The organism is Roseimaritima multifibrata, assembly GCF_007741495.1.
Lineage (GTDB): Bacteria > Planctomycetota > Planctomycetia > Pirellulales > Pirellulaceae > Roseimaritima > Roseimaritima multifibrata.
Window position 1 is genome coordinate 408,568 of the sequence record NZ_CP036262.1, and the last position, 27,000, is coordinate 435,567.

A 27,000-nucleotide genomic window follows, 5' to 3' on the forward strand; every position below is an offset into this window, starting at 1 on the left:
ACAACGGAAGGTTTTTACGACACCGCCCTGAACGAAGCGGTGGAGTTGAATCACGAAAAGCTTATGATACGCCAGCCCCGCTTGAAGTGCAAAGGAAGGTGTGCCGAAGGCCTAGCGTAAAAACCATGTTGGGCGGCACCTACGCGCCGATCAAGCGATCGTATTCGGCATGATTTCCAATCCAAAACCATAGCAGGCCATCGTCGGTCTCGACGGCGAGCGCACGGAAGTCTCGCCCAACGCGAGCAGATCGATAGCGGCCGACCTTCTTGAAGTGGAGCGAGGGGTGATCTGGGTTATCCTTGAGCAGTGCGAAATTCTTGTCGGCCAACGTACGAATGACGTCTGGAAGTTTCTTGTAGCACTCCCAGAAGGCAGGGCTTGCAAAATGATTCATAGTGGCGTCGATTTGCCAGTCGCGTGATCTCTGAGCGCCGCGTCAGCAAGCGAGTCTAGTCGCCCATCTCGTGCATCGGTTTCGATGCGTTTGTCAAACTGCGCGGAATCAAAATCCAGAAACCACTCGCGGAATTTCGCGAGTTCATCTGGCGGTAGCTTTGCGATTGTGTTTTCAAGTTCTTGAAGTGACATTGCGGTAGCCTTTCGAGCGGTGCCGCCCAACGGAAGGTTTGGCCGACGCCGGTGGTGACCGAAGCGATCGACGTGAAAGAGGATCCGTTAATGATACGTTAGTTGAGGCGAATAACCAAATCAGGTGTCTGCGGTGTGCCGTGCCCGTTGACGTTCTCGAAGGATCCAGTCGTTTCCCTAGCGAATGATCATCCAACAACAAAGCCGCAGCCTAGCGGCCCAACCATGTTGTGCGTTCACCCGTTTCGCTACTGAGAGCCAGCGACCCTTGCTTGGCTCACGAATGACGTTGTTGGAACCAATAGATTTTGTGTTAGCGTGTTTCGCTACATGTTCGCGCTCCAGCCCACGACGACTTGCAGGCTCGCGACAGAGAATTCAAGCCGGCCCCCGAGAGCTCCACCGCCGCCAGTTACTCCCGAAGCCCACGACTCGTTACGGCTCCATCAGCGAATGGCTCATTGTCCAAAGCAAGGGTCGCGTTCCAGTGCCAGAGTCGGTTACAAACCGATAGATTGGAGCGAAGCGATTGGTCGGGTGACCGCACAACGTGTTTATGGCCGACAGCGTGTCGCAATGACTGGTTTGCGGGGGCTGTTTGGGGTGGCCTGGGAAGGTTATTGCTTTTTTGAACTGTTTTATGATAGCTGTTTATTGATTGCTGGCAAATTTTTACTTTGTTCGGACGCTCCAGGTTGGAAAAGGGGCTGTGGGAAAGGTGCTTGCGCTGAGGGAAATGTGTTTGGAGATGGTTGAGGGGAGGCTTCGGTCGCGATGTGGCCGATCGATTCGCGTGGCGATTGTGGCTGTTGTTGTTTGCTTTTCAGGACGATGAGTGATTAGGGTACCCGCCTGGAATCGGGAGCGAATCGATTGCTGCAACCGCTCGTAAAAATCAGCTTCTTGGAATCGTTCGCGCTGTCTGGGTCTGAGCCAATTAAGTTCCTTGTCCCATTTTTCAAGCGGTGGGACGCTGAGTGTTAAATAGCCCTGCCTTGCTTCGGTAACCGTTGTCCCAGTGAAATAGATGGCTCGACCTTCTGCTGGCACGCGGATGGTTAGCTGGATAGTCGACGATGAGTCGGGGGATGTTTTTCCGAACAATTGCATCCTTCCGACGGGCTCTGCTGGCGGAGATGGCACGTTTGGCAGATTTTGGGGATCACGACTTAATGCCGGGGAGGAAGTGGCCATGTGCGATGGTTCGGATGGGCCATCTCCCGTTGCTGCGTGAAGGCGATCGATGGGGCTTGGCATCTGAGACGGGTCGGCCGGCTTTGCGACATGCACGTATATGGTGGTCGTTTCTAGGTGAACGTGCCCGAGAACCTTTTGTATTCGCCGAATGTCACAGCCCGCTTCAAAGCTATGAGTCGCAAAGCTGTGGCGAAGCGAATGGGGAGTTGCAGGTTTGTCGATTTTGGCAATCCGCATCGTTGTCTGCATGATTCTTTGGACGGTCCGTGTCGAGAGAAACCGTCCTTTGGCGGCCCCTGCGAATATGTAGGACTCTGCAGTTCCGTGTGCCCGCATCGATCGCAATAGTTCTCGGTAGCTCTGCGGTAGCGTGACTAGCCGGTCCGCTCGACCCTTCCCCTGCCAGGTCATGATGATGTTGCGATCAAAATCGATGTCTCGAAATCGTACTCTGACGACCTCGCTGACTCGCATGCCCGTTGCATACATTAATCCCAGCACCAGTTTGTCTCGGATGGTTGAGGCTGCCTGAAGCAGTCGAGCGACTTCCCGAGTACTTAATACCACCGGTCGACGCTTAGGCTTGCGAGGTGTCGCTAAACCGAGTGTCACATCCCGGTAGCAGAATTTGTCGAAAAACGTTCGGATCGACATCACGAGCCATCGTTTCATGGACCGCTTCGCGAAGAGCAACAATCAGACGTTCGTCGCCATTGATCGCCCACGCAAGCGAAACGCTTTTAGGAACCGAAAAGGTCAGATCCATTCCGGGGCGGCGATCCTTTCGGCTTCGCTGCGTAAGCTGGCTGCCGTCGATCGGATGTTTGCCTTGAAGAAGATCACTGAACTGCTGTTTGGTTACTTCAGTTCCACGACCAAGACCGAGTATTTCAGCACCATGACCATGCCAGTGGCCGTTCACTTCTTGCCCCAAGTAGTAGTCACCCTGTGTCAGTACTTGGTCAAAGTATTGACGCGTAGCGACGATGTTTTTTCCTTGGGTTGCAATGAGCATGTGGAACGATATGGAGCACCTCATGAAGGGTCAAATGAAGAAATGTTTTTTGGATAGGCTTGTCCCCTAAGCAGTGCTTTGGACTTTAGAAGCGTGACACACATGACCCGCATTCGCAACGGTTCATCGCTCCGATATCCACAGCCTTATTGACGCTCCAAAATCGCGGACCGATTGGAAAATGAATCGTTGGTGGAAGGTTGGCACGTCAAGATACATACAGAACAGGCCTGTCTTTTTGGGAGCCGGGTCCTGCCATCTTGGTACGGCATCCTCTAAACTGATTGGCTGCCTTTGGCTTCCAGAATTCGATTGAGATTTCGCGTCCGATGCGTTAAACCTGAAGCGATGGCAATGAACTCTCAGGGACTGGATCGGATGAAAGCCAAAAGACAACTACGAACTGATCGAGTTTTGGAAGGAATCTCGGTTGTCGGGCAACCGCTGGGGGAGTTGCACACATGAACCGCGATGAACTTAACTTGTACGGTGATTTGCTCGCGGAGATCAAGCAGCGTGTTCGGCGAGGGCAGCAACGAGCCGTCTTGTCGGTCAACGCGACCTTGATCCTGACCTATTGGGATATTGGTCGCATGATCTCCGAGCGTCAGAACGACCAGGGGTGGGGAAGCAAGGTCATCCCTCGGCTGGCGGTCGATCTAAAGAACGAATTACCGGAGGAGAAGGGGTTTTCGGAGCGGAACATTGGGCGAATGATCGCTTTTTTCCGTGCTTATCCAATTTTGCCACCGTCCGTGGCAAAATTTCCATCGGTGCCCCCAGCAGTGCAGCAAACCCCGGAAATTGGGGAACTGCCAAATTTGCCACCGTCCGTGGCAAATTCTGATGTGAGCTCTTTCGACACACTCTGGGCGACGCTCCTGCAGATTTCCTGGAGCCACAATGTCATCCTCATTCAAAAGGTAAAAGACCAGAGCACACGGCTTTGGTACGCCAGCCAAATCATTGAGCACGGCTGGTCGCGAGACACACTCGCCTCGCAGATCAAATCGGAGGTACACACGCGGCACGGGAAGGCGATCACGAATTTCGACGGCACACTTCCAGAAGCCCATGCCGGAATTGCGACGGATCTCCTGAAAGATCCCTTCGTTTTCGATTTCTTGACTTTGGAAGAGCCGTTCCACGAGCGTGAGCTGGAAACCGGCTTGCTGACGCATATCGAGAAATTTCTGCTTGAACTTGGACGCGGCTTTGCATTCGTCGGCCGGCAATACGAAATGACCGTCGGTGACAGCGATTTCTATATTGACCTACTGTTCTATCACCTCAAGCTGCGTTGTTTTGTCGTGGTCGACTTAAAGAAGGGCCAGTTCAAGCCCGAGCACGCAGGCAAGATGAACTTCTACTGTTCGGCAGTCGACTCCGAGCTACGGCACGAATCGGACGCACAAACGATCGGACTGATTCTCTGTCAGACAAAGAATAGTATCGTTGCCGAATATGCGTTAAGAGGAATCGAAAAACCAATCGGTGTCGCAGACTATGAGCTGACCACGGCACTTCCCGAAACAATGGTGTCAAGTCTGCCAAGCATTGAAGACATCGAAGCAGAGTTGTCCACCGATCTTCCAGAGGCTGATGCCGAATAGAAGTTACGGGGCGGCGATCAGGCAGTCGGCCCAGGTCGCATACAGCAAAACACGAATGATGGATTACGACGATGCTACGGCGTCGGCCACCGGTGCATGCAAACTCACTATAGAAACACTCATCGGTGGCGTTGCATGAGCTCAAAGAACGGCGATAATTCACGTTATTGGACTACGACAAGAACTTCCCATTGGGTTCGAAAGAAACTCTCTCTGGCTCAGAGCGACACGCTATTCTTCAATCTTGATCCCGCCACCAAATCTGTGCCCAGAACGCTTCCGAAGGTACACTGTTCATTGATCAGAGAGTGCGACGTCTACTTGCACCCCCGTTTATCGATCAAAACAAAGCTGATGTAAGTATTGACGTGACGCTGAAACAGTATCTTTCGTCAATACTATCGATGAGTCTTCGACGAGTTGCCTGGGAATAAACGACGAATGCCACAAGACAGACGAGAGCCTATCCTCCCCAAGCCAAGCGAGCAAATGCGGGCGAATCGCCCATACCTTTTTTCTGATTCTCAACGTTTGTCGGCTCCACGACTGGAACGGTCGTTGCTTGAATATCATCTCGAAACCTTGGTGAATCGAAAAGAAGAGTACCTGTTTGAGGATTTCTGTCGACGCATCGCAGAAGCTGAACTGTGCCCAAACCTAAAGCCACAGGCGGGGCCCTTAGGCGGCGGCGACTCGAAGACCGACTCGTCGACTTACCCAGTTTCAACGACGCTACTTGAGCGTTGCTATTGGGGTACACCTGCAGCGCCAGTGACGGAACGCTGGGCCTTTGCATTCAGTTGCCAGAAGACCTGGACCAGTAAAGTCCGAAGCGACTGTAAGAAAATCGCCGAACTGGATACCAAGTTCTCCGTTGTCTATTTCATCACCAGTCAGTTTGCCCGAGACAAGACCCGCGCAAGATTGGAAGGAGAACTTTCAAAGACGCACGAGTTCGAAGTTCATATCCTTGACCGCGAATGGCTTTGTACACGTGTCTTGACGTTCAACCGAGAGCACATCGCAATAGAAACGCTCAGAATTTCGGTGCCCGTAGCACCGGAGCTCAAACGTGGTCCGAAGGATACCGAACGTCAGCTGGAGCTCGACGAAGTGCTTAATAAGCTTCGTGAGCCACTAGCCAATTACGCATCTGACGATGGAATCGCAAGCGCTTACATGCAAGCTGGCTTTCTCTCTCGCGAACTTGAACTGCCAAGACATGAAACGACGGGTTTCTTTCAGCGTGCTCGGTCAATCGCCAAGAAATCACAAAACACGTCACTTATAGTCCACTGCGCCTATCACCACGCGTGGACTGACAATTGGTGGTTCGACGACGTATCCACCGCCATCGAAGTCTACGACGAGATCGAGCGTTTTCTCGGTTCCGCACCTGATGCGCACGCCGTTGAACAATTCTGCAACTTGCTTTCCATGTTATGGTGCTCCGTCGGTTGCGGTGAATTCGATCGCGACGAATTACGTTTGCGGGAGCGTGATGCGGCCGCACGTCATAGGCTAAATGAGCTGGTAAACGATCATCCCGACGAGGCAGTCCGGCTACAAGCTGAAACAATGCTCGCATTTGGGGGATTGTCGCCTTGGCAATGCGATGACTCCTTTGATCTTGATGAGATTCTGCGAAAGCTCACCTCATGTTTTGAACGTTCTCAAACGATCGTTTCCTATCCGTTAACGCGATTCACTGACACGGTGATAGGTCTTTCTGAATACTTAATTGAGAGTCCAGAATTCGATGCAATTTTTGACTTGATTCAGAAACTAACGTCAGAGCGTGATGGAGAAATTACAGAAGCAAGGTTGCTAATTCGTAAGGGAGAGGCTCTTCAAAAAGCGGGGCGGCTTCGCGAAGCGGCGTCCGCATACCAACAGGCAAGATACAAAGCGGCGAAGGAAGAAGGTCTTGAGACAAGTGTAAAAGCAGCCGATCTAGCTTCCACTGTGTTCATCTCACTTGGCCTACCCAATGCATCGCGTCAGGAAGCGCTCTTTGGAGCATATCACGCCTGCAAGTGGACGGGCGACTGCCACCAATCCTCATGGTATGGATATCGCACTGCCCGAATGCTCGCTTGGACAGACCTGAGCCAAGGGCGTTTGGCATCATTCATAAGATGGATGCAGCTGGCGACGAACTGCTTCTGCGAACTCTATGATGCAGACATCGAGCTTCAACAGTTTGCTGGTGTCTACCAAGAAATTGAAAAGGCGTTTTGCAATCGTCTCTACACGCTGAACAGCGACCAGGTTAAGAGACTTGTACCGTATGCCAGCCAGCTTCAGGATATGCAGTTGCCCATGTCTCGATTCACGGTTCTATACTTAGCGGGGCTCGAAAACGAGATGGCAGAGGAATTTACAAGGAAGTTTGAGGAAGATGTTGAATGGATGCGAGCATTCTTCGCGAAGTGGAAATCTTCCGTGCGCAAAGGGTTCCCTGAAACTCTACTGCATCAATTCGGGACGAAAGTCCAAGCGACAGGTAACGTCCGGAACTCGGTGATTTGCCTTGAATGCGAAGCTGATTTCGAGACCATCATATATTCCGATGACCTTTTGGGTACGCTTGAGAGCCTTGCGTCTCTTTGCGTGTTTGATGAATGCGAAGCTACCGATCAGCTTATTCGGGTCGAGGTCTTCATGGACGACCAGGCTGTCTCACCACCTCAGATTCTCTTTTGCGAGTCGACGGAATATACACAGGTACGAGTCAGAGTTAGTCCGAATTTTTGCAACTGGATACCTGATCACATCGAAGAGTTCCGCTCGCATCTAGTGAACGTCTCAATTGCGGTGCTCTGTTGTGCCTTTGGTACGAACCACGATGAGATTGCGGGCATGATGCACGACGTGAGCGAGACTGATGCTTTTGATCGGGCTCTGGATTGTGTTGGTTCAGAGGGGGCAGTTGAGGCAATGATCGGTCGAGATTGCTACTTGCTTCAAGCAACGTAAGTGGTCCCAGTTCCGTGCTGGGCGTTTGCACCGGTTCATCGCCCCGTAGATTTAGCTGGATTTTAAGCCCCACGTGTTGGCCACGCCGCGCCCCGGAACGACGGTCGCATGCGTTTGTCTGGTCGCGGCGCCTAATCCGCGATCTCCGACGCCATTGACTGTCTTCGCGCGGTCGCAAATTGACTCTGGTCGATGAAGCCTGAGTATCGAAGGGTCCGTTTCGACGCGGACGTGAAGGTAGCAGTTCGAGGAAAATGCGATGAAGCTGAACGCGAATTCAGAATTTGTCCCCCAGCAACTTTCCAAACTCAAGAAAGCCTGAACGACCAAGACGGTCAATCAAAGACTCTGCGATATCACGTGCTTTGGAGGACTCTGAGTTCAGGGAAGTGCGAAGAATGTCGGTTGCCGCCGCGCTCCATTCTGCGACACGCCAATTCTGGTCATCAGACTCTATAAATCTTTGAAGGAGCTGAATTGACGATAAAGGATCACGTTCAGCCTGCTGAGCTAAGCGATTGACGACATCACGCCCTGCAATCACGGCGGGTACGGAAAAGACTGCTTCTTTCAGCTTTTGGAGTGCCCACACTTCGTCAAACGATCCAAACGCAAACCAATCAGCAAAGACAAATTCTTCTGGATTCGTCAAGAAGTCATTGCAACCGTGCATGGGCCAGTAAAAGTCCCAAAGACTTTGGAATCGGTTGACAACCTCTTGCGGAAGCTCTTTCTCACCACGAAGGCTGTTACCTATAAACTGAAGAAGTTGACGTCGCACGCACGGACGGGCGTTGGTTAGCAATATTCGAATCAGGCTTCCATTCACCTCCAAACTCAAATAGCCACGACCATAGTAGATCGCAATGTGCTGCGAGAGAGAACGCATCGGAGACTGTGATCTTCGTTCAGTCTTAGCCACTTCTGACGTTTGGCTACATGCGTATTCGTATTGTGATCGAAACAGATCCAAGTACACGCGATGAGGCTGCGTCCAGGTCAAGAATGCGTTCCAAGCCGCCCAGCCGAACGCTTCTTCAGGGTCTTCTTCAACGTCTTCAAGTCGAAAAATCAGGTCACGATGGTTTTCAAGCCAACGTTCATCAAAATGGTAGATTGTTGAAAGGTGTGAGCCGATGATGGCAAGTCCAACCCAACTTCGGTTTTTCCCACACGCCTGACTTTCCAACACTTGTCGAAACTCGATCAAGTCCAGAGCCTCAAACGACTGATTCGTCACTTCCGAAGCCAGCGATCTAATCCAGCCGGCATATGCGAAGGCAGTTTCTACTGCTTTACCACGTGCTGAATTGATTGCGAGCGTCGTAAAGTCATGATCGCGAGGATCATCAGGTTCATTGTCCTGAAGAACCCAAGAATTTGGAGTTGCTTCGCACATTGTTTCAATGCACCCCCAAATCGCGAGCCGACCATCAAGGAGTGATTGGGAGGGCTCCTTCCTTTCCGTTTGGGCATCTAACAATCCGCGAATCAAGTCGAGTGCCCGCTCCTGCTCGTAGACGTAAGAATCGCCGCCCGCTGACCGCTTTCCATCAATCAGCCAAACGCAGAGTTCCAGTGTTGGCTCAATAGAGATCGCTTTCCCCTCAGTTACTGCGTTTCTCATCGCTGAGAGAAATGCTGAAACGAATGGAGCCGGCTTGTCGATCAACTCATTTGCGAAACGCGAATAGCTGGAGGCATTATCTTTAACATACTGCTCGAATCTGTCCGCCAAACCTTGCACGCTTGGACCAAATGAACTCGTCGATTCACCATCCCACTCGCAAACAGCCTTCAAAGCGTCGGCAAAATCTAGTTGTCGCAACGCGTCCAATTCTATTGGGCTTTCGTAGCCGTATCGCAATGGACCGCTGTACGAGTGGAATTCGGCCAACTTGCCGTCTTCAAACTCTTCTAGTAGCTTGTTGTATTCATCGAGTAACTGGTCGCTCAGATGCCTTCTAATGAGATGCAATCTGTGAAACCGCCAGTAACGGGCGTAGTTGGTTAAATGTTCATCGCTCTCGAAAAACGGATATTCTCGATCAACGTCAGGCCGACCTTGATCGACGAACTCGATCCAGCTCTTGCGATCAGACTCGGGAAGTTCACCAAAACGATCCTGTACCAGTCGAGCGTATTCGTGTTTTAACGCAAAGTCATCGAATGAAGCTCGGTCGAGCAACACCGCGCGCGCAAGTTCTGGAACCCGATCCGCGAAAACGTTAATAAGATGAACGCGAAACCTTCGGAAAACATCGAGTTCTTGCTCGGTTAATATCGCGAGAACTCGGGAGACGGGAATCAGGTCTTCACCAATGGCCCTCTCGCAAACCTCACGCAATACGCCAACCACAAATCCAGCTAAATCGTAGTCCGAATTTTGTTCGTGCTCCTCGATTGCTGGTCGCCAGATGTACGAATAATCGTCTGCAATCGAGGTCGAGTCTTCCCCGCGATTAACGCGTCCCAGAATGCCTACCCAGTCTCTCAGGCAAATAATCATGCGCTCGGGACTAGCGGAAACCAGCGATTCCGAAACTTGTTGCAAACCCTCGCGGTACCAATAGTCTTTGGGGTCATGCATGCTTCGCTCAGAGGCCGGTTCGCGCGGCAGGAACAAGGCTTCCGCAAGCTCGAACGCCTCCTCCATATGTCCCGAGTCACAGAGCTTGACGCAGAATTCGCACGCATCCTTAAAGTGAACCCAGACTGACAGGTTCTCCGCCGCATAGCGAATCGCAGGTACCAAGCAAACAGCGTCATCAATCGGCAGTTTGTTGGCCGCGTCGATGATGTCGCCGTTGACCGACGTGTTTGCTGTCCGAACGCTCGCCAAAATACGAGCCACGTCGGCGGGTGCAAGTGACGCCATCCTAACAAGATACTTCGATGCATCCCAACGCGGAAATCTTGAAGCATCCTCAGAGATATCTGGGGTAGGCGGTGATTCAAACTCAGCCGCCGATTCAAGGACGCTGATCCAATCTGCACTATCGAGCAGGCTCCAAAACTCGCGTTTGATAGGCTCGTCCGCTAGCAGTGGTTTGACCTCTTTCCACTTCTCTTCGGTCGACGTGCTTCCACCGAGAATTGCTTTGAGATTGGCAAGTTCAGAGAAAAAGGACGTGGTCATGGCTGCCCCCCGTCGTTTGACGCATAGGTACTTGATTCAACGCCACCTTGACGGTGACTGATTGGTCTATCGCCGGCGAGATGCTTCAGAACGTCGAGCAGGCCTGTATAGGCTCCATCTACCTTAGCGTAGTTCACCAAATTGACTCCGCATTTTTTCAACATCGGTTCAGCGCTATCATGATTCCAGAGCAGAAAACGCCGTGGTCGACTTGGCGATGTGACGCCATGCAAACTCTCCTGAAAACTCTCGCAGGATCTGAGGATCCGTTTAAGGTTCGGTTCTTCCGGATTGCAACCTAGAAAGCAAACATCGTGGTCATTAAAAACGGATTGTAGGAAGGCATGCACTCTGCTCTTAATTGGGTGGTAGGCGGTTTTGAAATCCTCTTTGCTCAGTACAATTCTGCCATCTTCGGCGGGAAAGTCTTTGTCGATCCGGCCGTGAAGGTGAAACACATTGCCATCGCGCAGGTGCTTTGGTTGAAGCACAGGGTACGTAGAAACACTGATGTTCGTATGCAAATTCAATACATCGCAGAGAACTGGGTCAAAATTTAGGTTGATGTAGCTACAGAATCCGATTCTCGCCAGTAAATGATATCGGGTAGCGCACTCTGGACTCTTCCTGCGAGCGAACACCCGGTTTAGCGTGTCGTAATACGCCGCTCGATTTCTTGCACGCGCGAAATCTGCCAGGGACGCTATATCTCTCGCAATCTTTGCAGGAAGGTCTTCTGCTCGAATTCCGCAGTCGCGAAGCAGCTCCGTTAGCAATGCGTTCCAGAGCGGGTAATCCGGTGAAGATATCCCAGCACCAATCACAGCTATGCAATCGCGGTTTTCGATTGAGTCAAGAAGCGGCTGATACGCCAGGGCGTTCGTTGGGTTCGCCATCCGGCTACCTACACCGAATGGCTAGGATCATGTCTCTCATCATACGCCCCACGTCGCCTCGCGGTGAAAAACCTTCCGAATTCCATGAATTCAACGCAAAAACTTCGTACGGTCGTCAAATACTCGTTTTCACTTTGACTCCGTAGTTTATCGCTCGCAGCTTCTCCGGCAAAGACGACTGATTGCTTTCGTTAACGAGACAGGTAAATCGCAAGTTGTAACGATGAGTACTTTGTTCAGGGCAACGAAGGATTTCGGAGGATCAAACAAACTGAGCTGACTTCGGTTTCACCCCGCGAGCATTTCTTCCGTGAACTGGTAGCAGCTTGGACCAATCAGGTCAGCGACGAAAGTCAATGAAGGCGATGCCAGGAACAAACGATCGACGCCAATCTTGTTGATTTCGCTAACACCGCGCGGATTCGTATTCTCGTTTGACTGACTGATGGCACAAGGTCGTTCTTCGGATTGTTCAATCCGTGGTCGGCAGCATTCATTCATCCCCTAGCGTGCTCCGGTGGCCGACACCGGAGCCAGAAATTGGGGACAGGGACGGGAAACCTGAGGCATCGTTTGATCTCGACTCACGCCGGGTTTCTCTAATCCACGCTTGCGGTCGTGTGAGAATGTTTCTTATGGAAAGGGTGAGCTGTTTGGGCGGAGCAAGGTTCTGTGATCGTACGCACTTACCTATTCGAACATGCTCCCATTCGTTTGGCAAATGCTCAGTTGCTTTGGTAGGTGCGATTGAAGCACCTGCGACTTCTGCTTTGCCATGTCGGCTCGTGAGCCGACACAGTTCACCTGCTCAGCCTGCGTCTTTTGCAAACTTCTCGGAAACGGAATAAGGCAGGCATGTCGAAATCGACATAAACGCATACGAAGCACGCCCCCGATCCGACCGTGTCGCAATGTGCCCCCACTGCCGGTCCGGGAAATTCACTTATTGTTGATTTTCTTCGTTTAGACGCTGCACAAGGCGACGGACCTGGACTGGAGGTAATAGTCCTAGGGCACGACGCATTTCTGGCTCGGAAAGGGACGCGATATCGACTCCCTGCCCATTGTTCTGCGTGGATTTCATTGCCTTTCTCTCTGTTTTGACCTTCCGGATTGCCTGGTTCCAGCTTTTCTCGAACCTGTCCAGGCTGTTTCGATTCCGAATAACGGACGCTATCAGCCATGTCAGGGCATAGTAAACTCGCGGCCACAATCCTATCCGTATATGTGCGTGTGCTCATGGAGAAAGGTGGCGACTGCCGAAGCGAAGTCAGATTCGAATACCGAAGAAGCGAGAAACACCTGTGGTGCTCGATAGGGAAGAGCCTTTTTAAATTGGCCGAGAAGGACTTCCGTTTCTGCTACCAATAGCTGGGTCGGCGGCTTCCGAAGTCCGCTGATTGTTAAGTCGAATTACCCACGGTCGTGCCTGCGAACATCGCCTTCAATCAAGTTTCTCAGGAGGTCGGCGATTTGAATGCCTCGCTTGGCGCAGCTGATTTTTAGCTCGGTGTGCAGTTCGGGATCGATATCGATGGTTAACCGCTTTGGTTTGGTTCTCGGTTTAACATCAATCGACGATTCTCGCATTTCCACCCAATTGTCGACCTCGGGTTTCGGCTTTGGGCGTGCTGACATGGTGATTCGTTTGCTCATTTGATCCTCCTCAGTTCATTGACGAATTTTTTGATTTCCTTAGCGGCTTTCGATCTCTGCTGATCGAGTACGGTTGCTCCGTTCGCTGCCGTTTCGGCGAATGCGACACGTTGCCCGATGTCACTTTTCAGGATCGGCACTTCTAGTTCGGCCAGTGCTTCCCTGACGTCTCTTCCGATTGCCGTGTTGGCGATCTTGCGATTGAGCATGAGGCAGCACCTAATGTTTGGTTTGAACACCTGCGCCTCGCGGACAAGATCTACGGTTTCCGCAGCTGCCCAAACGTCCATTGGCGACGGTTGCAGCGGGATGACGACAACGTCCGCCGCCAGGATTATCGATCGCGCTAACTCGGTGACTCGTGGTGGGCCGTCAATGATTACGTCATCGTAGTCCTGGGCCAAGCTTTCGACTTCTCGGTGGATTGTCGCTTTGGCCATCCCTACGACGGTGAAGTCGGATTTCTCTCGGTAGTTCGACCACGCCAAAGAGCTGCCCTGTGGGTCTGCATCGACTAGCAAGACACGTCGCCCGCGACTGGATAGTTCAGTCGCGGTATGAATGGAGAGCGTCGTCTTGCCGACACCGCCTTTTTGGTTCAAGAATGCATAAATCATGTTCGTCGTATTTCTGTGCATCCGATTGCACGTTGTTACGACTTCACGCTACAGGACTTTTTACCCGAGCGCAATCGTTTTCTTCGTCCATTGATCCAAGATCCGAAACGCTCACCCGGCCTCGTCTCGTTTTTTGATCGCGTTGCGTGCTTGGGCTCGTAGGAAGTCGGGGTTCTTGGTTAGGTGACTGTAGACACGGGAGACCATCGCAGTGTCTTTATGTCCCATTAGATGTGCGAGCGAGATTAGGTCGACACCGCCGGTCGTTAGGGCGTTGGTGGCATAGCTATGTCTCGCCCCGTATGCGATGACTCGGAGCCCTACTTTTTCGCTGATCCGGCGTAGGCGGCATTTGATTGCATCTTTCGTCCACGGGTTGTTGCGGGCGTTTAAAAACAAGGTTCCGGTGGGGCGGTCCGTTGCCAAACGATCGAGGATCTCTTTGGCTTCCGGCGGTAGGAAAATGACTCGGGGGGCCGTTTCGCCTTTGGATTCATCGGCGGGGAACAGGACGAGATCGTCGTGGAGGTGTTTCTTTTCGACGATACGGGCCTCTTTGGGCCGGCAGCCGGTCAAGTAAAGAAAATCGAGAAGCTCAACGAGCGGTCCTGTGGCGGCGTCTTTAATTTGTTGCCATTGGTCACTTGTGTAAACCACGTCTCGGCGTTTCCGCCGTGGCTTGCGAACCTTCGGTAGAGGGGTGTACTTCAGATAGCCCCTTCGACGGCCCAGTTGAGCATCCGCTGAACGATCGCGATGGCGTCGTTGGTAGCGGTGTCAGATCAGTGGGGATTGTTGCCGGTCCACTTGGTGATGTGGTGCTTCTTAAGCTGGCCTACCTTCATTCGTTTGCTGACCGACGCGATAAAGCTCTTCAGGTACAGCAAATTGTTGTTGTAGGTCCCCTGTTTCCGATTGTTCTGGACCCAATCCAGATATTTCTGGGATAGATCGTAGAGGGTTGTGATTTCAGCACTGACCGAAGTCTGGTCGCACATCAATTCGTGGAATTTTTTATCGGCGGCTTCTTTTTCTTTGCCGAGCCTGATCTGACGTCCGTCGATGGAGCAGTACCAGGTTTTGGTCTGCTTTCGGTAGAACGGTTTGCTTGGCCGTGCCATGATTGCTCTCCGATTACGTGCATAGTTTCGTGCATGTGCCGGTAAAAGGATTGCAATGGTTGCTGTCAGGGCAAGAAAAAACCCTGCTTTCGCAGGGTTTTTTGAGTGGGCGATACAGAACTCGAATCTGTGACCTCCACGATGTCAACGTGGCGCTCTAACCAACTGAGCTAATCGCCCTTGTGAGGTGCCTTGTGGGCCTCCATTCCTCACGGTTAAACAAGTTTGCTTCTTGGAAATCGGCTTTGGATTTCAAAAAAGTGAATGTCTTGTTTCGCGTGAGGGTTCGGTAGTTTGTGAAGAGTTTGCGTTTGCGTCAAGCCCCTCTTTTTTGATCCCGATATCGTTACAGGAGAAAGGCAAATAGGGTAAAACCGGCAAAATCGGCTTAATCTCTGTTGACTTGTGGGTTGCAGACCCCCGATACTCTCTAGTCAATGGTTCTTCACTACAATGCGCTGCTGGCGTGCTAGGTATGAGGGTTCTTGTTTTGAACCCTTGCGATTGCCCTGGGCTAGTGAGGAGGCCTTTCGATTCACATCCGCTGGGAACACCACCCGGCTAAGGAGCGACTTTTTGGTGGCACTGGCACGACGACCCCCACAAACCGAACAACGCGATTCCACTCGCATTAATGCCCAAATTCGAATCACTCCTATTCGTGTCATCGCGGATGACGGAGAGCAGTTGGGGATCATCCCGACTGAAGAAGCTCTCGAAAAGGCCCGCGAATCAGGCTTGGACTTGGTGGAAGTCGCTCCGACTGAGCGACCTCCGGTTTGCCGAATCATGGATTACGGCAAATATAAGTACGAGAAGAATAAGAAAAAGAATCACGGTGGAACTCACAACAAAACCAAAGAAATCCGGCTTCGTCCCAAAACGGGTCAAGAGGATATCAATACCCGCGTGAGGCAGGCGATTAAATTCCTGCAGCACAAGGACAAAGTCCAGGTATCGGTCTTGTTTCGTGGGCGTGAAATGGCTCACATCGAAGAAGGCCGTAAGGTCATGCAATCGGTGATTGAGACCTTGAGTGAGTATGGCAAGGTCGAAACGACTCCGCAGCAACACGGTCGTCGTATGATCTGCATGATCGCTCCCCGCTAGTGCACCACTAAAGTCCGCCAACCGCACGCGATCGCGCTGCGGGTGGTGGCTTCTGGGTGATGAGCCGTCCGTTTATCGGTGAGCCGTCCGTTTACCGGAACGTGTGCTTCCTGCACATGGTGGATGATTTCTCGCGCCTACCCGCCTCTCCCTCGCTCTGCGCTTCGATATGGCTTTGACGATTGAACAGTTTTCTCGGTCTCTCGTCTCTTTGGCCCCGCTAAAGCTGGCGGAATCCTGGGATAACGTCGGCCTGTTGGTCGGTGACCGCAAAGCGAGTGTTCAGCGTGTCATGGTCTGTCTGACGATTACCCCTGCCGTTGTTGCCGAAGCGGTTTCTCGGCAGGTTGATCTGGTTATCAGCCACCATCCCCTGCCCTTCAAGCCGCTTCCTCGGTTGACTCGAGATACGATCGCCGGAGGGATGTTGCTAGACCTGATTCAAGCACGCGTCGCCGTTTATAGCTCGCACACCGCTTGGGATTCGGCTTCCGGCGGCGTTAACCGCCAGTTGGCCGACCTGCTCTGTTTGGATTCGGTGGTTCCTTTGGTCCCGTTTGAATCCCCGGCGGACGACGCGACCGAGCCGCTTGGGGCCGGCCGCTGCGGGCGATTTGTCGAACCGGTGACGGTCCGAGAGTTGGCTGCACGGATTGGTGAGGCGACTGCTTCCAGTCGAGTTCGTTTTGTGGGAAATCCCGAACATCGCGTTGCCAAAGTTGCGTTCGCCTGCGGCAGTGGCGGCAGTTTCCTGGATGCGGCAGCTCGAGTGGGTTGCGATGCAATGGTGACCGGCGAAGCGACTTTCCATACCTGCCTGGATGCGGAATCGCGGGGGATTGGGCTGGTTATGCTGGGGCACTATGCCAGTGAACGGTTCGCGATGGAGTCGATGGCTGCCCAACTGGCAGGATTGCATCCAGATTTGACGATCTGGCCCAGCGAGAATGAAGCCGACCCGATTCGCCAATTGTAAGCGTTTCGCATAGGATTGGCGGTTGTGTCCAGCCGTCAGTCATCTTGAGGAGGCCTCGTGGGGTGAGTGTGGCCCGGGAATTGCTTGGTATTGGTGACGCTGGCCCTGTGAGAGACGTGAAATCAATCGGTGATGGTTTTTGTGGCCTTTCGCTCCGCGAAAGTTGCTTCAAAAAGACGTTCTCTCGCGGAGTGAAAGGCGGGATTCACAAAAGCTGCATCTGCGGTTTGGGGGCATTGAGTTACTTAAGTTTGGAGTTGAGTCTGTATGAGTACTGTAAAGCCTGGTGAAAGCAACGAACGTTGGTTGGTTGCCCTGCCCGTTTATAACGAGGCTGCCTACGTCGACGGGGTTCTGGACGAAGTCCTGGCTTATGCTGGTGATGTGCTGGTGGTCGATGACGGGAGCACGGATGGGACCTCGGAGATTCTGCAGGCTCGTGAGGATGTGCAGGTCATTCGACATCCGAAAAACCGTGGCTACGGTGCAGCGCTGCAGACCGCTTTTCAGTACACAATCGACGAGGGGTATGATGGGATCGTGACGCTGGACTGCGATGGCCAGCATCAGCCCAAGCGAATTCCTCGCTTTATCGAAGCGGCCAAAACCGTTGATATTGTGTCGGGCAGTCGATATTTAAAGCAGTACGAAGGCGATAGTCAGCCCCCTCAGCAGCGGTTGGTCATCAATCGTCAAATCACCAAACAGATCAATGAGCAGTTGGGGATCGATTTGACCGACGCTTTTTGCGGTTTTAAGGCGTATCGGACGGAGGGGCTGAAAAAATTGCGGATTACCGACGACGGTTACGCGATGCCCCTGCAATTGTGGGTGGAGGCGGCTGCGGCGGGGTTAAGTGTGCGGGAATTACCGGTTCCGTTGATCTATTTAGATCTTGAACGGTCTTTTGGTGGGTCTTTGGATCATGCGGAAACTCGTCTGCGTTATTACAATCAGGTGATTGAACAATCGCTGGCTGCGGTTTGTGCCGATGGACGCACAATTCCGGCTGCCCGTTCTTCGCTTTGCCAGAATTCACTGGGATGATAACGCTGGAAGTCTCAACACCTTTTCAGGCCTACCAGGTTCCCCGCGCTGATCAGACAGCGTTGGTCTCTCCCCCTTTGGCTGAAGCTCCCGGCTTGCTGAAAGAGAATCAGCGATTGGCTGCAGGCTGGTCGTTCGAATTCGCGGGGATTCCGATCGCTCAGCTGCGGCAGCAGGCTCGGGTCGATCTGCTGGCGGCGGCCAACCAATACACGTCGGCTTACCGAGACTACTCGGGGCCTCAGGACCCCACATCGATTCTCCTGGCGGGGCATCAGCCTCAGCTGTTTCATCCGGGGGTTTGGTTTAAGAACTTTGCACTCTCCAAACTCGGGCATTCGCTTTCGGCGACTCCGATCAATTTGGTTGTCGATAACGACCTGCGAGGCAGCGGGTCGGTTCGCGTGCCTGCGGAGGGCCCGGATGGTCGCATTCAGGCGGCTTCGATTGCATACGATGATCCGGGAGCGAGCGTTCCATTTGAGCAGCACCGGATTGCGAATCGCCAGCTGTTCAACTCCTTCGACGAACGGCTGGCCGCTGCGGTCGCTCCGTGGGTCGATTCTCCCTGCGTTTTCGAGATGTGGAAGCACGCTCGCAAGGCCGCTGAGCGATGCGAAAATACGGGCTGTGCACTGGCAAGTGCTCGGCATGCTGTCGAAGGCGAATTGGGGCTGCAGACGTTGGAGTTGCCCTTGAGCGTCGCTTGTCGCAGTCGGTCGTTTGCGGCATTTTTGATCGGATTGGTCGGTGATTTGCCTCGCCTGCATGCGTGCTACAACGATTCGGTTTTAGAGTACCGCGCGGCTCATGGGATCCGCAGTCAAGCTCACCCCGTTCCCCTGTTGGGTGAGAGCGACGGCTGGCTGGAGGCTCCACTTTGGTTGTATGGCGACGATGCTCCGGAACGGCGGCAGGTCTGGGTTAAGCAGCAAGGCGATTTGCTTTACCTATCGGACCTGCAGGGAGTAACGGTTTCGATCGATTACGATCCCGAATCACCCGAGATGGCGGACCAACTGTACCGGTTGCAGTCTGCGAATTTCAAATTGCGGCCGCGGGCTTTGGTGACCACGATGTATTCCCGCTTGATCTTGGGGGACTTGTTCCTGCACGGAATCGGCGGAGGAAAATACGATCAGTTGGGGGACCGGATTATGGGGCGCTTCTTCGAGATCACGCCGCCTAGTTTTATGGTGATGTCGGCGACCGTATGGTTGCCTCGGATCGGTGAAGCGGCGGATTCGGAGAGTGTGACAAGGTTGCAGCGAATGATCCGCGACACCCGTTTTAACCCTCAGCGATTTTTCCCGGGAGCGGACCGTCCAGAAGAGTTGTTGGCCGAGCATCGTGCCTTGTTGGCAAACGTTCCGACGGGAGCGGAGAAGTCGGAATGGCATCGGCGATTGATGGACGTCAACACAAAGTTGTCGGCAATGCTAGATTCTGTCCGAAGTCGGTTGGCCGCACAGCAGCGTGAGGCTCAAGAGCATTCGCGTCAGTGGAATGTACTGGCCAGCCGCGAGATCCCATTTTGTGCATATCCACTTGAGATGCTGGACGAGACGTTCACGAAGTTACTGTCGCAGCACTAAGTAGCCGCGGGCGAAAGGACGCCGTGCCTGCCGTAGCCACCGTCGCCAGACGGTGGTTCTTGCTGCATCGATGCAATGCACACCCCCGCGAAAGGCTTCGGTCTTTCTCTGCTTTCGATGCCAGGCTGTCGGTTTATTCGTGACGTAGGGCGTCGATGGGGTTCATTCTTGCGGCTCGGATTGCGGGGTAGAGTCCGCTTGCTAGGCCTACTGACATGGCGATGATGACGGCCAACGGGATCGTGGCGTAGACGATCTTGGGTTTTGCATCGCGAATGACTTCGGGGAGGGCAGCGAATTTGTCAGGTGCCCAGTAGGCGACCTGCCCTAGGAAACCGTTGTACATCGGCGGGCCTAAGAATCCCAAGGCGATGCCTAGCATGGCGCCTGCGAAACTGAGGGCGACGGTTTCGACAAGGAACTGTCTGGTGATGTCCGATCGCTTCGCCCCTAAGGCTCGGCGAACACCGATTTCGCGGGTTCGTTCGGTAACGCTTGCCAACATGATGTTCATGATCCCGATCCCGCCGACGATCAGCGAGATGCAGGCGATCATGACCCCGATCCCGAGAAACATCAGGCGAAGGTTGCGGGCTTGTTCCAGCAATTCCAGGGGGACGACGACGGCGGCGTCGCTGAGGTTTTCGTGCCTCGGTTTGATCATGGATTCAAGCATCTTGGCGGTGCTCCGCACGTACTCTTCGCCTCCGTTTACTCGCAGCGTGATCTGGTTCAATTCCATTTCTTCGACTTGGAATTGGCCGCTGCGGCGAGTCACGATTCGGTCGCCGATCCGGGTGCGAACGGTCTGTAGCGGAACGTAAATGTCGTTCGAGAAATCTTGAGCGTCCAGCGAACCGCCGATTGCAGCGGAGGCGTTGCGGTGTTTAAGGACTCCGACCACTTGGTAGTAATCGGTGCTTTCAGGGACGTAGACGCGTTTGCCCAGCGGGTCTTCGTAAGGGAACAGGCGGTCAGCGACTCCAGAGGACAGGACGCAAACGGTCGCCGACGAACTGTTGTCGGCATCGGTTAAGAAGCGTCCGCCTCGATCGCGTAGTTCTAGGCGGTTGACCTGGGCATAGCCGGGAGTGCAACCGACCAGGCGACCGTCGACGGTGTTGTCGCCTCGGGTGAACTGGCGGCGGATTTCTCGGATCGGCACGACGCTGCGGAGGGTGGGGACGTTGGCCTTGATCATTTCCAGTTCGTCGCGCGTCAGGCCGTATTTGAGCGCAGAGGTGCTGGTCAGTTTTTCGGGCGGTGGTTTTAGGCTGACCAAGATGATCGTGTCGGCCCCAAGGGATTCCAGTTGTTGTTGGACTTGATCGCTGGCTCCTTGGCTGATGGCGGTCAGCACGATGACCGCCCAGACTCCGATGAGGATTCCCAGCATCGTCAGTCCGCTGCGGAGCGGGTGAAGGAGAAGACTTTTGACGCCCAATTGCAGCGTCCGAATCCACATCATCATGTTAGTCTTCCTCTCGAGCGGCCAAGGCGATTACGGCAGCCTTCTGTTCTTCGCGGGCCAGTTGTCTGTCGGCTTCGTCGTTGGTGGTATCGCTTCGCAGCAGGCCGTCTTTCAGGCGGACGACGCGTTTGGCACGGCGGGCGACTTCGTCTTCGTGGGTGACCATGATGATGGTTCGCCCTTCCCCGTTCAGGCGGTCGAACAAGGTTAGGATCTCTTCGGTCGTTTTGGAGTCCAGGTTACCTGTCGGTTCGTCGGCCAGGATAAAGTAGGGATCGTTGACCAGTGATCGTGCGATCGCGACACGTTGCTGTTGACCACCGGAGAGTTGGTTGGGGCGGTGGTCCAAGCGGTCGCCCAGGCCGACCGTGGAGGCCAGGTCGGTGGCGCGTCGGCGTTCTTCCGAGCCGAGTCGGCCCTGGTAGTAGAGCGGGACCTGGATGTTTTCGACGACGGTTAATTGCTGAATCAGGTTGTAGGATTGGAAAACGAAACCGATGCGGCGGCTGCGAATTTCAGCCAATTCGTCATCGCTCATCGACGAGATGTCGTCTTCGCCAAGCAGCAGGTGGCCAGCGGTCGGTTTGTCCAGGCAGCCGAGCAGGTTCAGCAGCGTACTTTTGCCGCTACCCGACGGACCCATGATCGCGACGAAGTCCCCTTCGGGAACGTCGAACGAGACCCCGCGGAGGGCTCGAACGGTCTCGCTTTTAAGGACATACTCCTTGCGGACATCGCAAATGGAGGTGGCCAGGCGATTCGATTTTGCGGCGGATGCTGCAGCCGGTTGTGGGATCGCGTTAGGCATTAGGATCCTCCTCGCCCGCGACCGCCACCTGGAGGTCCACCGCCAGGGCCGCCACCGCCCGATTGGCGGGCCCGCATCGCGGCCATCATTTTGCCAGCGGCAACTGTCATTTCGGCTCGCGTAATCGCTCCGTCGCCATCGGTGTCGGCTTCGGCGATTCGATCGCGACGGTTGCCGTCCATTGCAGCGATTTCTTCTTTGGAAAGAATCCCATCGCCGTCTGTGTCGTTCGATTCAAAGGTTCGATTGACGATGTCGGCGGCGGAGCTTGGGGGGCCACCTGAAGGCGGTCCTGCATTGCTAGGGCCGTCGGCGTCGGCTGTTTTAGCTCCCGGAGCCTGGCGGAGGGCGGCCATATCGGAATTGTCGATCGCGGCAACTTCGGGCAGATTGACTAGGTCCAGATGGTCGCGAAGGTTCAGGACGACATCTTCGCCTTCGGTGATCCCGTCAGAGATCGTCGCCATTTTGTCGTTCGTGGCGACGACGGTTACATTTCGGGTTTCGAGTTCTCCGTTGGAGCCTCGCATCAGGGCCAGCGTGTTGCCGCGGTATTCGTAAACCCCTTGGATCGGGATTTGGAGAGCGTCGTCCAGTTGTTGGACGAAGATTTGAACTTCGGCCGTCATTCCGGTCCGGATGGATGGTGGAGGGTCGATGATCTTGATCGTGGTGCCATATTCTTTGATCGACGAGCTCATCCAGCTGCCCGGTTCGGCATAGCGATTGACCTTGGTGACTCGGCCCTGCAGTTGCAGTCCGGGGATCGCGTCGACGCGGATTCGAGCGGGCATGCCCTCTTCCAGCAGGGTGACGCGTGATTCGTTGATCTTGGCACTGACCTGCATTTCGCTTGGGTCGGGCAGGCGGATGATCGCTTGGCGTTCGCGGATGATGGCTCCCGGTTCGATCACGACTTCGGCGTTGCCGCCGCGGCTGCTGTATTTGTTCGCATGGACTACCACTCCGTCGGTTGGAGCGTACATCACGCAGGCCGTGATTTGCTCGCGGATCTCTTCAAGCTTTTCCGTTTCTTCTTCCTGGGTCCCGCGGTAGGCTTCCAGGCCGGCTCGAGCGGCCGCGATATCGCTGTCAAACTGCACCAGCATTTTCTGACGCGTCAGGTTTTGCAGGACCTTTAGGCGACCTTGGTTTGCTTCCAGTTGGTTGCGAGCGTTGGCGACGGCATACTGGTCGGCTTCCAGTTGCAGGGATTTGACCAGGCCTTTGGCGACCAGGCGTTCGGAGCTATCGAGTGCGAGTTGTGCTTTGCGAAGTTCTTGCTGAGCGATGGCGATTTCGCTTTCGATCGCTTTTTCGTCCGTCATGAAAACCCCTTCGAGGTACTCCTGGCGAGCGATCATGGCTTGCTTGACGGCCGCTTCGCCGGTGGCAACGTTGGCATCCGCATTGCCGACGACGATACGTTGCTGCTTCAGTTCCTGTTCAAGCTGCGAGGAATCGAGTTCAACCAGTTTGTCCCCTTTTTTGACAGGGGTTCCCTCGTCGGCGACCCACAGGATGGCGATCCCGCTGCCTCCGGTTCGCGATTTGACGTTACAGATCAGTTCCGTATTGCGGCTACTTTCGATTTCGCCTTGTTCAAGCACGATATGGTCGAAAGATCCACGGAAAGCGGTATGGGTGATCAGGTTGCGGTTTTGGTCTTCGCTATTGCCGTTTTGGTAGTAGTAATAGACTCCGCCACCGACAGCGGCGATCACGACAAGGAGGATGATGACGCCACCCAGGATGCCACCGGTCCGCTGTAGAGACGGATTCCGCTGGATGCTTCGAGCGCGTGGAACATGGGGTTTCGCAGCCACAAGAAGAAACCTTGGTAGGGGGAGGAGGAGGGAGGCGAAAAATACGGAACTCGCCTTCAACCTATTCTAACCCCGCAGAACGGAATAGGTTTTGCTGTAATAAAAAAGTTTTGCCGGTGCTAGCAGGCGATGGCGATGCCCTTTGCTAGTGCTGGATTTCGAGGCGGTTTCGTTGTGGGGGAGCGGTTTGCGCCCAGTGCCGTCTACTTTCTTAGCGGAACGGCGCGAGCCGTCCGGCATTGGTGGTGAGAACCCGATGGATTTGTGGGCGGCTTGTGCCGCTCCGCTAGGAATTTGGGGCCTGGCGTTACGTTCGGGTGATTTGGCGTGGTGGACGTTTCGCTTGCGGCTGGGCCAAGTGCGGGGGCCGGACGGCTTGCGCCGTTCCGCTAAGAATGGGGGCCGGACGGCTCCGTGGGGCGGACTGGGGCAGTGGACCAGCTGGCTGCATGACCTTTTGAGAAGGTCATGCAGCGCGTCGATGGTCTACAGTCCTAGGCGGCTCGCCGGAGCGGGGCGCTGGAGGCTGGAGCCGTTGGTTGGGCTCGATTTAGCGGAAGCGTTGCTGGACGATTTCCGTCGGCGACCGCGGATCGTACGGCTGTAAAGGCTTCGGGCAGTTCGGCACGTAATCGCTGCTGGAATGAACCATCCGACCATGCGGCGGAAGTGCGTCCCCAAGCGGTTCCCCAGTTGCCGACGCGGTGAATGTTCGCCAACCAGCTGAACATTCCGCTTCGGAGGGCCGATTTTCCTTCGATGACGGCTGCGACCGACTGTAGGTGCCGGGCGGTCGTGGACGAAACCGTGACCAAACGCGATGCGGCTGAGCGATCGGCGAGGACGACCGAAGTCGCTTCGCTGTGGCATCGCAGGCCGACGGCTTGGGCGGCCGAAGTCCAAACGGCTGCGGCGATTTTCGTTTGTCGCAGCGTCGGTAGTCGCTCAAGCGACTGAAGGACATCGGTACGCCAAAAGGAAGCGTTTAGGTAAGCTCCATCGACGCTGGCTCGATCGTGCCGAGTGGCACTTTTCTTGCCAGAGGCGACCGGGCTGCAGATCGAACTGCTTCCCTGTTTCCAGCCGAGTGCGACCAGTGCTTTTTGATCGGCATGCTGGATCGCAGGCGATACCGACGCGACTGTCTCATCAGAGAAACAATCGACGGGGCCTTCCGTCCAGCCTTCCGTTGCCTGCAAGCCATTGGCTAGCACGTGCATGATCCGACCTTTCGCCTGATGGGCGGCGGTCAGGACTTGCGTCGGCAAATCTTTTTGTGGGCAAACCACGAACTGAACTTCATCGCCCAGTTCAAATGGATCGGTATAGCTCCCGTCGTGGCAAACGATGACCTCGCAGCGGCGAGGTCTGTTTTCCAAAACGGAAACCAAACTTGTTTCAAACGAGGCGTCATCCCCTAAATGCGGGACGACGACTGACAACACGGGCGTCGGCGAGAACATAGACACCTGCAAGACCCTCCTTGAAGTCTAACCTCCCGTAAGTCGGGAGGCCGATGATAGCAGCGTTGCTTGAGAGAGATCGGTAAGCGGCGGCAGGAGATTGAGACCAACACCCTCGCGAGTCAGGAAAGGGATGAAATTGTGCAAGCAAGCCGCGCGGTGTCGGTGCAACCGGCAAATTTTGCCACCGAGTTGGGAGTTGGGAGTTGGGAGTTGGGAGTTGGGAGTTGGGAGTTGGGAGTTGGGAGTTGGGAGTTGGGAGTTGGGAGTTGGGAGTTGGGAGTTGGGAGTTGGGAGTTGGGAGTTGGAAGTTGGGAGTTGGGAGTTGGGAGTTGGGAGTTGGGAGTTGGGAGTTGGAAGTTGGAAGTTGGAAGTTGGAAGTTGGAAGACACGGAGACACGGAGACACGGAGACACGGAGACACGGAGACACGGAGACACGGAGACACGGAGATTTGCGTTTTACAGTATTGCGGAAACTGATATGTCGATGCCCAGGTCCGAATTCCGTCATCCAGCCAGACTAGCACCGCCCGCCCCCCCCCGCCCCGCCCCACTCCTCCACTCCTCCACTCCTCCACTCCTCCACTCCTCCACTCCTCCACTCCTCCACTCCTTCACTCCTTCACTCCTTCACTCCTTCACTCCTTCGCTCCTTCACTCCTTCACTCCTTCACTCCTTCACTCCTTCACTCCTTCACTCCTTGTCTCCTTGTCTCCTTGTCTCCTTGTCTCCTTGTCTCCTTGTCTCCTTGTCTCCTTGTCTCCCCCTCTCCCTCTCCCCTCTCCCCTCCCTCCTCTCCAAAACCGTGGGGTATGGAATCGGCCTTTGATTCTTCATATTGAAAGGGGTTGGCTTTGAAATTTGGTTTCCTTTTTGAAAAATCTATCATGTTGAAACGACGTCCCTTGGGGGATCATGGACTAGAGGTTTCTGAAATCGGTTTCGGGGCTTGGGCGTTTGGGGGTGAATGGGGAGAGCAGTCGGACAAGGATTCCGTGGGGGCGTTGCATGCGGCCCTGGATGCGGGGGTCAACCTGATCGATACGGCTCCGGGCTACGGAGACGGCCGCAGCGAACGGGTGATCGCTCAGGTTCTGGCTTCGCGTACCGACCATCCCTTGGTCGCTACCAAGACTCCGCCTGCCCCGGGGCCTTGGCCCCCCTCCCCTTATTGTCGTTGGCAGGATCGGTACAGCGCGGCGTATCTGCGGGAGAACGTCCAGCAGCGTTTGCAGCAGCTTGGGACGGAACGGATCGATTTGCTCCAGCTGCACACTTGGACTCGAGCCTGGAACGAAGACCCACAGCCTTTGTTGGTCCTCCGCCGGATGAAAGAGGAAGGAAAAATTCGCTTGGTTGGCGTCAGTGCACCCGAGCAAGATCCGAATAGCGTGATCCCCTTGATGCAGACCGGTTTGGTCGATGTCGTGCAAGTTGTCTTCAACCTGTTTCAGCAGGAACCGGCCGCTGAATTGTTTGCGGCTGCTGAGGAATCCGGGACCGGTGTGATCGTGCGAGTCGCGTTGGATGAGGGAGCTTTGACAGGAAAATATAAAGCCGATCACCAGTTCGCCGAGACCGATTTTCGTCGGGCTTATTTTGCCGGAGACCGGATGGAGCGAACCGTGAAGCGAGTCCAGGCGATCGCTGACGATGTTGCGAGATTCGGATTGACCGAACGGTACCATTTGGCCGACGTCGCTCTCAAGTTCGCGCTTTCTCCTTCGGCGGTTAGCAGCGTCGTTGTCGGGATGCGAAACGTTCAGCAAGTGTCACAGAATATCGCCACCAGCTCGCTGCCCGATCTGCCTGAGGCATTGCTGCAAGTCTTGCAAAGACACAATTGGCATCGCGGCGTCTGGTATGCGGGAAAGTAG

General features: G+C 54.4%; 24 protein-coding genes and 1 tRNA gene. 7 read left to right on the top strand and 18 right to left on the bottom strand.

Going from position 1 to position 27,000, the window contains the following annotated elements; all coding sequences use genetic code 11:
• Positions 1–139: 139 nt before the first annotated feature.
• The 4 genes from FF011L_RS01605 to FF011L_RS01620 all read right to left on the bottom strand — a co-directional run bounded on the left by FF011L_RS01605 (position 140) and on the right by FF011L_RS01620 (position 2,803).
• A complete protein-coding gene (locus tag FF011L_RS01605) occupies positions 140–397 on the bottom strand; it encodes a type II toxin-antitoxin system RelE family toxin (RefSeq protein WP_145349661.1) in 258 nt (85 codons plus the stop codon).
• Positions 394–591, bottom strand: a complete 198-nt coding sequence (locus FF011L_RS01610; RefSeq protein ID WP_145349663.1) for a hypothetical protein — start codon at positions 589–591, stop codon at positions 394–396. The genes FF011L_RS01605 and FF011L_RS01610 overlap by 4 nt, the downstream gene beginning before the upstream one ends.
• A gap of 672 nt (positions 592–1,263) precedes the next feature.
• Entirely contained in the window at positions 1,264–2,442 is a 1,179-nt protein-coding gene (locus tag FF011L_RS01615) for a tyrosine-type recombinase/integrase (RefSeq protein ID WP_218932945.1), read from the bottom strand.
• Positions 2,366–2,803, bottom strand: coding sequence for a relaxase domain-containing protein (locus FF011L_RS01620; protein WP_246109660.1), 438 nt, complete (start codon positions 2,801–2,803; stop codon positions 2,366–2,368). The genes FF011L_RS01615 and FF011L_RS01620 overlap by 77 nt, the downstream gene beginning before the upstream one ends.
• Before the next feature lie 461 nt (positions 2,804–3,264).
• Here FF011L_RS01620 and FF011L_RS01625 point away from each other — a divergent pair, with 461 nt between their 5' ends.
• On the top strand, positions 3,265–4,416 hold the full coding sequence (locus FF011L_RS01625; RefSeq protein WP_145349667.1) for a PDDEXK nuclease domain-containing protein: 1,152 nt from the start codon (positions 3,265–3,267) through the stop codon (positions 4,414–4,416).
• Between the two features lie 558 nt (positions 4,417–4,974).
• Positions 4,975–7,395: a hypothetical protein gene (locus tag FF011L_RS26670; RefSeq protein ID WP_246109661.1), complete on the top strand. Its 2,421-nt coding sequence runs from the start codon at positions 4,975–4,977 to the stop codon at positions 7,393–7,395.
• A gap of 277 nt (positions 7,396–7,672) precedes the next feature.
• On the opposite strand, the gene FF011L_RS01635 is transcribed toward FF011L_RS26670, so the two are convergent.
• The 8 genes from FF011L_RS01635 to FF011L_RS01660 form a co-directional block, all read right to left on the bottom strand.
• Complete coding sequence (locus tag FF011L_RS01635) at positions 7,673–10,534, bottom strand: hypothetical protein (RefSeq protein ID WP_145349669.1); 2,862 nt, start codon at positions 10,532–10,534, stop codon at positions 7,673–7,675.
• Positions 10,531–11,430: an SIR2 family protein gene (locus FF011L_RS01640; RefSeq protein ID WP_145349671.1), complete on the bottom strand. Its 900-nt coding sequence runs from the start codon at positions 11,428–11,430 to the stop codon at positions 10,531–10,533. Before FF011L_RS01640 ends, FF011L_RS01635 begins: the two co-directional genes overlap by 4 nt.
• A 943-nt stretch (positions 11,431–12,373) precedes the next feature.
• A complete protein-coding gene (locus FF011L_RS26085) occupies positions 12,374–12,514 on the bottom strand; it encodes a hypothetical protein (RefSeq protein WP_218932946.1) in 141 nt (46 codons plus the stop codon).
• Between the two features lie 329 nt (positions 12,515–12,843).
• Positions 12,844–13,086, bottom strand: a complete 243-nt coding sequence (locus FF011L_RS01645; protein WP_145349673.1) for a plasmid partition protein ParG — start codon at positions 13,084–13,086, stop codon at positions 12,844–12,846.
• Positions 13,083–13,703 (bottom strand): ParA family partition ATPase, encoded by a 621-nt coding sequence (parA, locus tag FF011L_RS01650; protein WP_145349675.1) that lies wholly within the window; start codon positions 13,701–13,703, stop codon positions 13,083–13,085. Before parA ends, FF011L_RS01645 begins: the two co-directional genes overlap by 4 nt.
• A 111-nt stretch (positions 13,704–13,814) precedes the next feature.
• Positions 13,815–14,360, bottom strand: a complete 546-nt coding sequence (locus tag FF011L_RS26675; RefSeq protein WP_246109662.1) for a tyrosine-type recombinase/integrase — start codon at positions 14,358–14,360, stop codon at positions 13,815–13,817.
• A gap of 125 nt (positions 14,361–14,485) precedes the next feature.
• A complete protein-coding gene (locus FF011L_RS26680; RefSeq protein ID WP_246109663.1) occupies positions 14,486–14,824 on the bottom strand; it encodes a hypothetical protein in 339 nt (112 codons plus the stop codon).
• 106 nt (positions 14,825–14,930) lie between these two features.
• A tRNA-Val gene (locus FF011L_RS01660) sits at positions 14,931–15,004 on the bottom strand.
• Between the two features lie 399 nt (positions 15,005–15,403).
• On the opposite strand from FF011L_RS01660, the gene infC reads away from it, so the two are divergent.
• The 4 genes from infC (at position 15,404) to FF011L_RS01680 (ending at position 19,552) form a co-directional block, all read left to right on the top strand.
• Complete coding sequence (gene infC / locus FF011L_RS01665) at positions 15,404–15,934, top strand: translation initiation factor IF-3 (protein ID WP_145349677.1); 531 nt, start codon at positions 15,404–15,406, stop codon at positions 15,932–15,934.
• Between the two features lie 169 nt (positions 15,935–16,103).
• Entirely contained in the window at positions 16,104–16,910 is an 807-nt protein-coding gene (locus tag FF011L_RS01670; RefSeq protein WP_246109664.1) for a Nif3-like dinuclear metal center hexameric protein, read from the top strand.
• Between the two features lie 267 nt (positions 16,911–17,177).
• Positions 17,178–17,957, top strand: a complete 780-nt coding sequence (locus FF011L_RS01675; protein ID WP_145349678.1) for a glycosyltransferase family 2 protein — start codon at positions 17,178–17,180, stop codon at positions 17,955–17,957.
• Positions 17,954–19,552: a hypothetical protein gene (locus FF011L_RS01680; RefSeq protein WP_145349680.1), complete on the top strand. Its 1,599-nt coding sequence runs from the start codon at positions 17,954–17,956 to the stop codon at positions 19,550–19,552. Before FF011L_RS01675 ends, FF011L_RS01680 begins: the two co-directional genes overlap by 4 nt.
• Before the next feature lie 133 nt (positions 19,553–19,685).
• On the opposite strand, the gene FF011L_RS01685 is transcribed toward FF011L_RS01680, so the two are convergent.
• The 6 genes from FF011L_RS01685 to FF011L_RS26090 all read right to left on the bottom strand — a co-directional run bounded on the left by FF011L_RS01685 (position 19,686) and on the right by FF011L_RS26090 (position 26,012).
• On the bottom strand, positions 19,686–21,020 hold the full coding sequence (locus FF011L_RS01685; protein WP_145354855.1) for an ABC transporter permease: 1,335 nt from the start codon (positions 21,018–21,020) through the stop codon (positions 19,686–19,688).
• A 4-nt stretch (positions 21,021–21,024) separates the two neighbouring features.
• Complete coding sequence (locus FF011L_RS01690; RefSeq protein WP_218932947.1) at positions 21,025–21,831, bottom strand: ABC transporter ATP-binding protein; 807 nt, start codon at positions 21,829–21,831, stop codon at positions 21,025–21,027.
• On the bottom strand, positions 21,831–23,657 hold the full coding sequence (locus tag FF011L_RS01695) for an efflux RND transporter periplasmic adaptor subunit (protein ID WP_246109665.1): 1,827 nt from the start codon (positions 23,655–23,657) through the stop codon (positions 21,831–21,833). The genes FF011L_RS01690 and FF011L_RS01695 overlap by 1 nt, the downstream gene beginning before the upstream one ends.
• Positions 23,658–24,151: 494 nt before the next feature.
• On the bottom strand, positions 24,152–25,126 hold the full coding sequence (locus tag FF011L_RS01700; RefSeq protein WP_145349687.1) for a hypothetical protein: 975 nt from the start codon (positions 25,124–25,126) through the stop codon (positions 24,152–24,154).
• Positions 25,127–25,147: 21 nt separating this feature from the next.
• Positions 25,148–25,633, bottom strand: a complete 486-nt coding sequence (locus FF011L_RS27160) for a KAR9 family protein (RefSeq protein WP_391560905.1) — start codon at positions 25,631–25,633, stop codon at positions 25,148–25,150.
• A 175-nt stretch (positions 25,634–25,808) separates the two neighbouring features.
• The gene (locus tag FF011L_RS26090) at positions 25,809–26,012 is read right to left on the bottom strand and encodes a hypothetical protein (RefSeq protein WP_218932948.1); all 204 of its coding nucleotides are present in this window, start codon (positions 26,010–26,012) and stop codon (positions 25,809–25,811) included.
• Here FF011L_RS26090 and FF011L_RS01710 point away from each other — a divergent pair.
• A complete protein-coding gene (locus FF011L_RS01710) occupies positions 26,011–27,000 on the top strand; it encodes an aldo/keto reductase (protein WP_246109666.1) in 990 nt (329 codons plus the stop codon). The two genes, FF011L_RS26090 and FF011L_RS01710, sit on opposite strands and share 2 nt — an antisense overlap.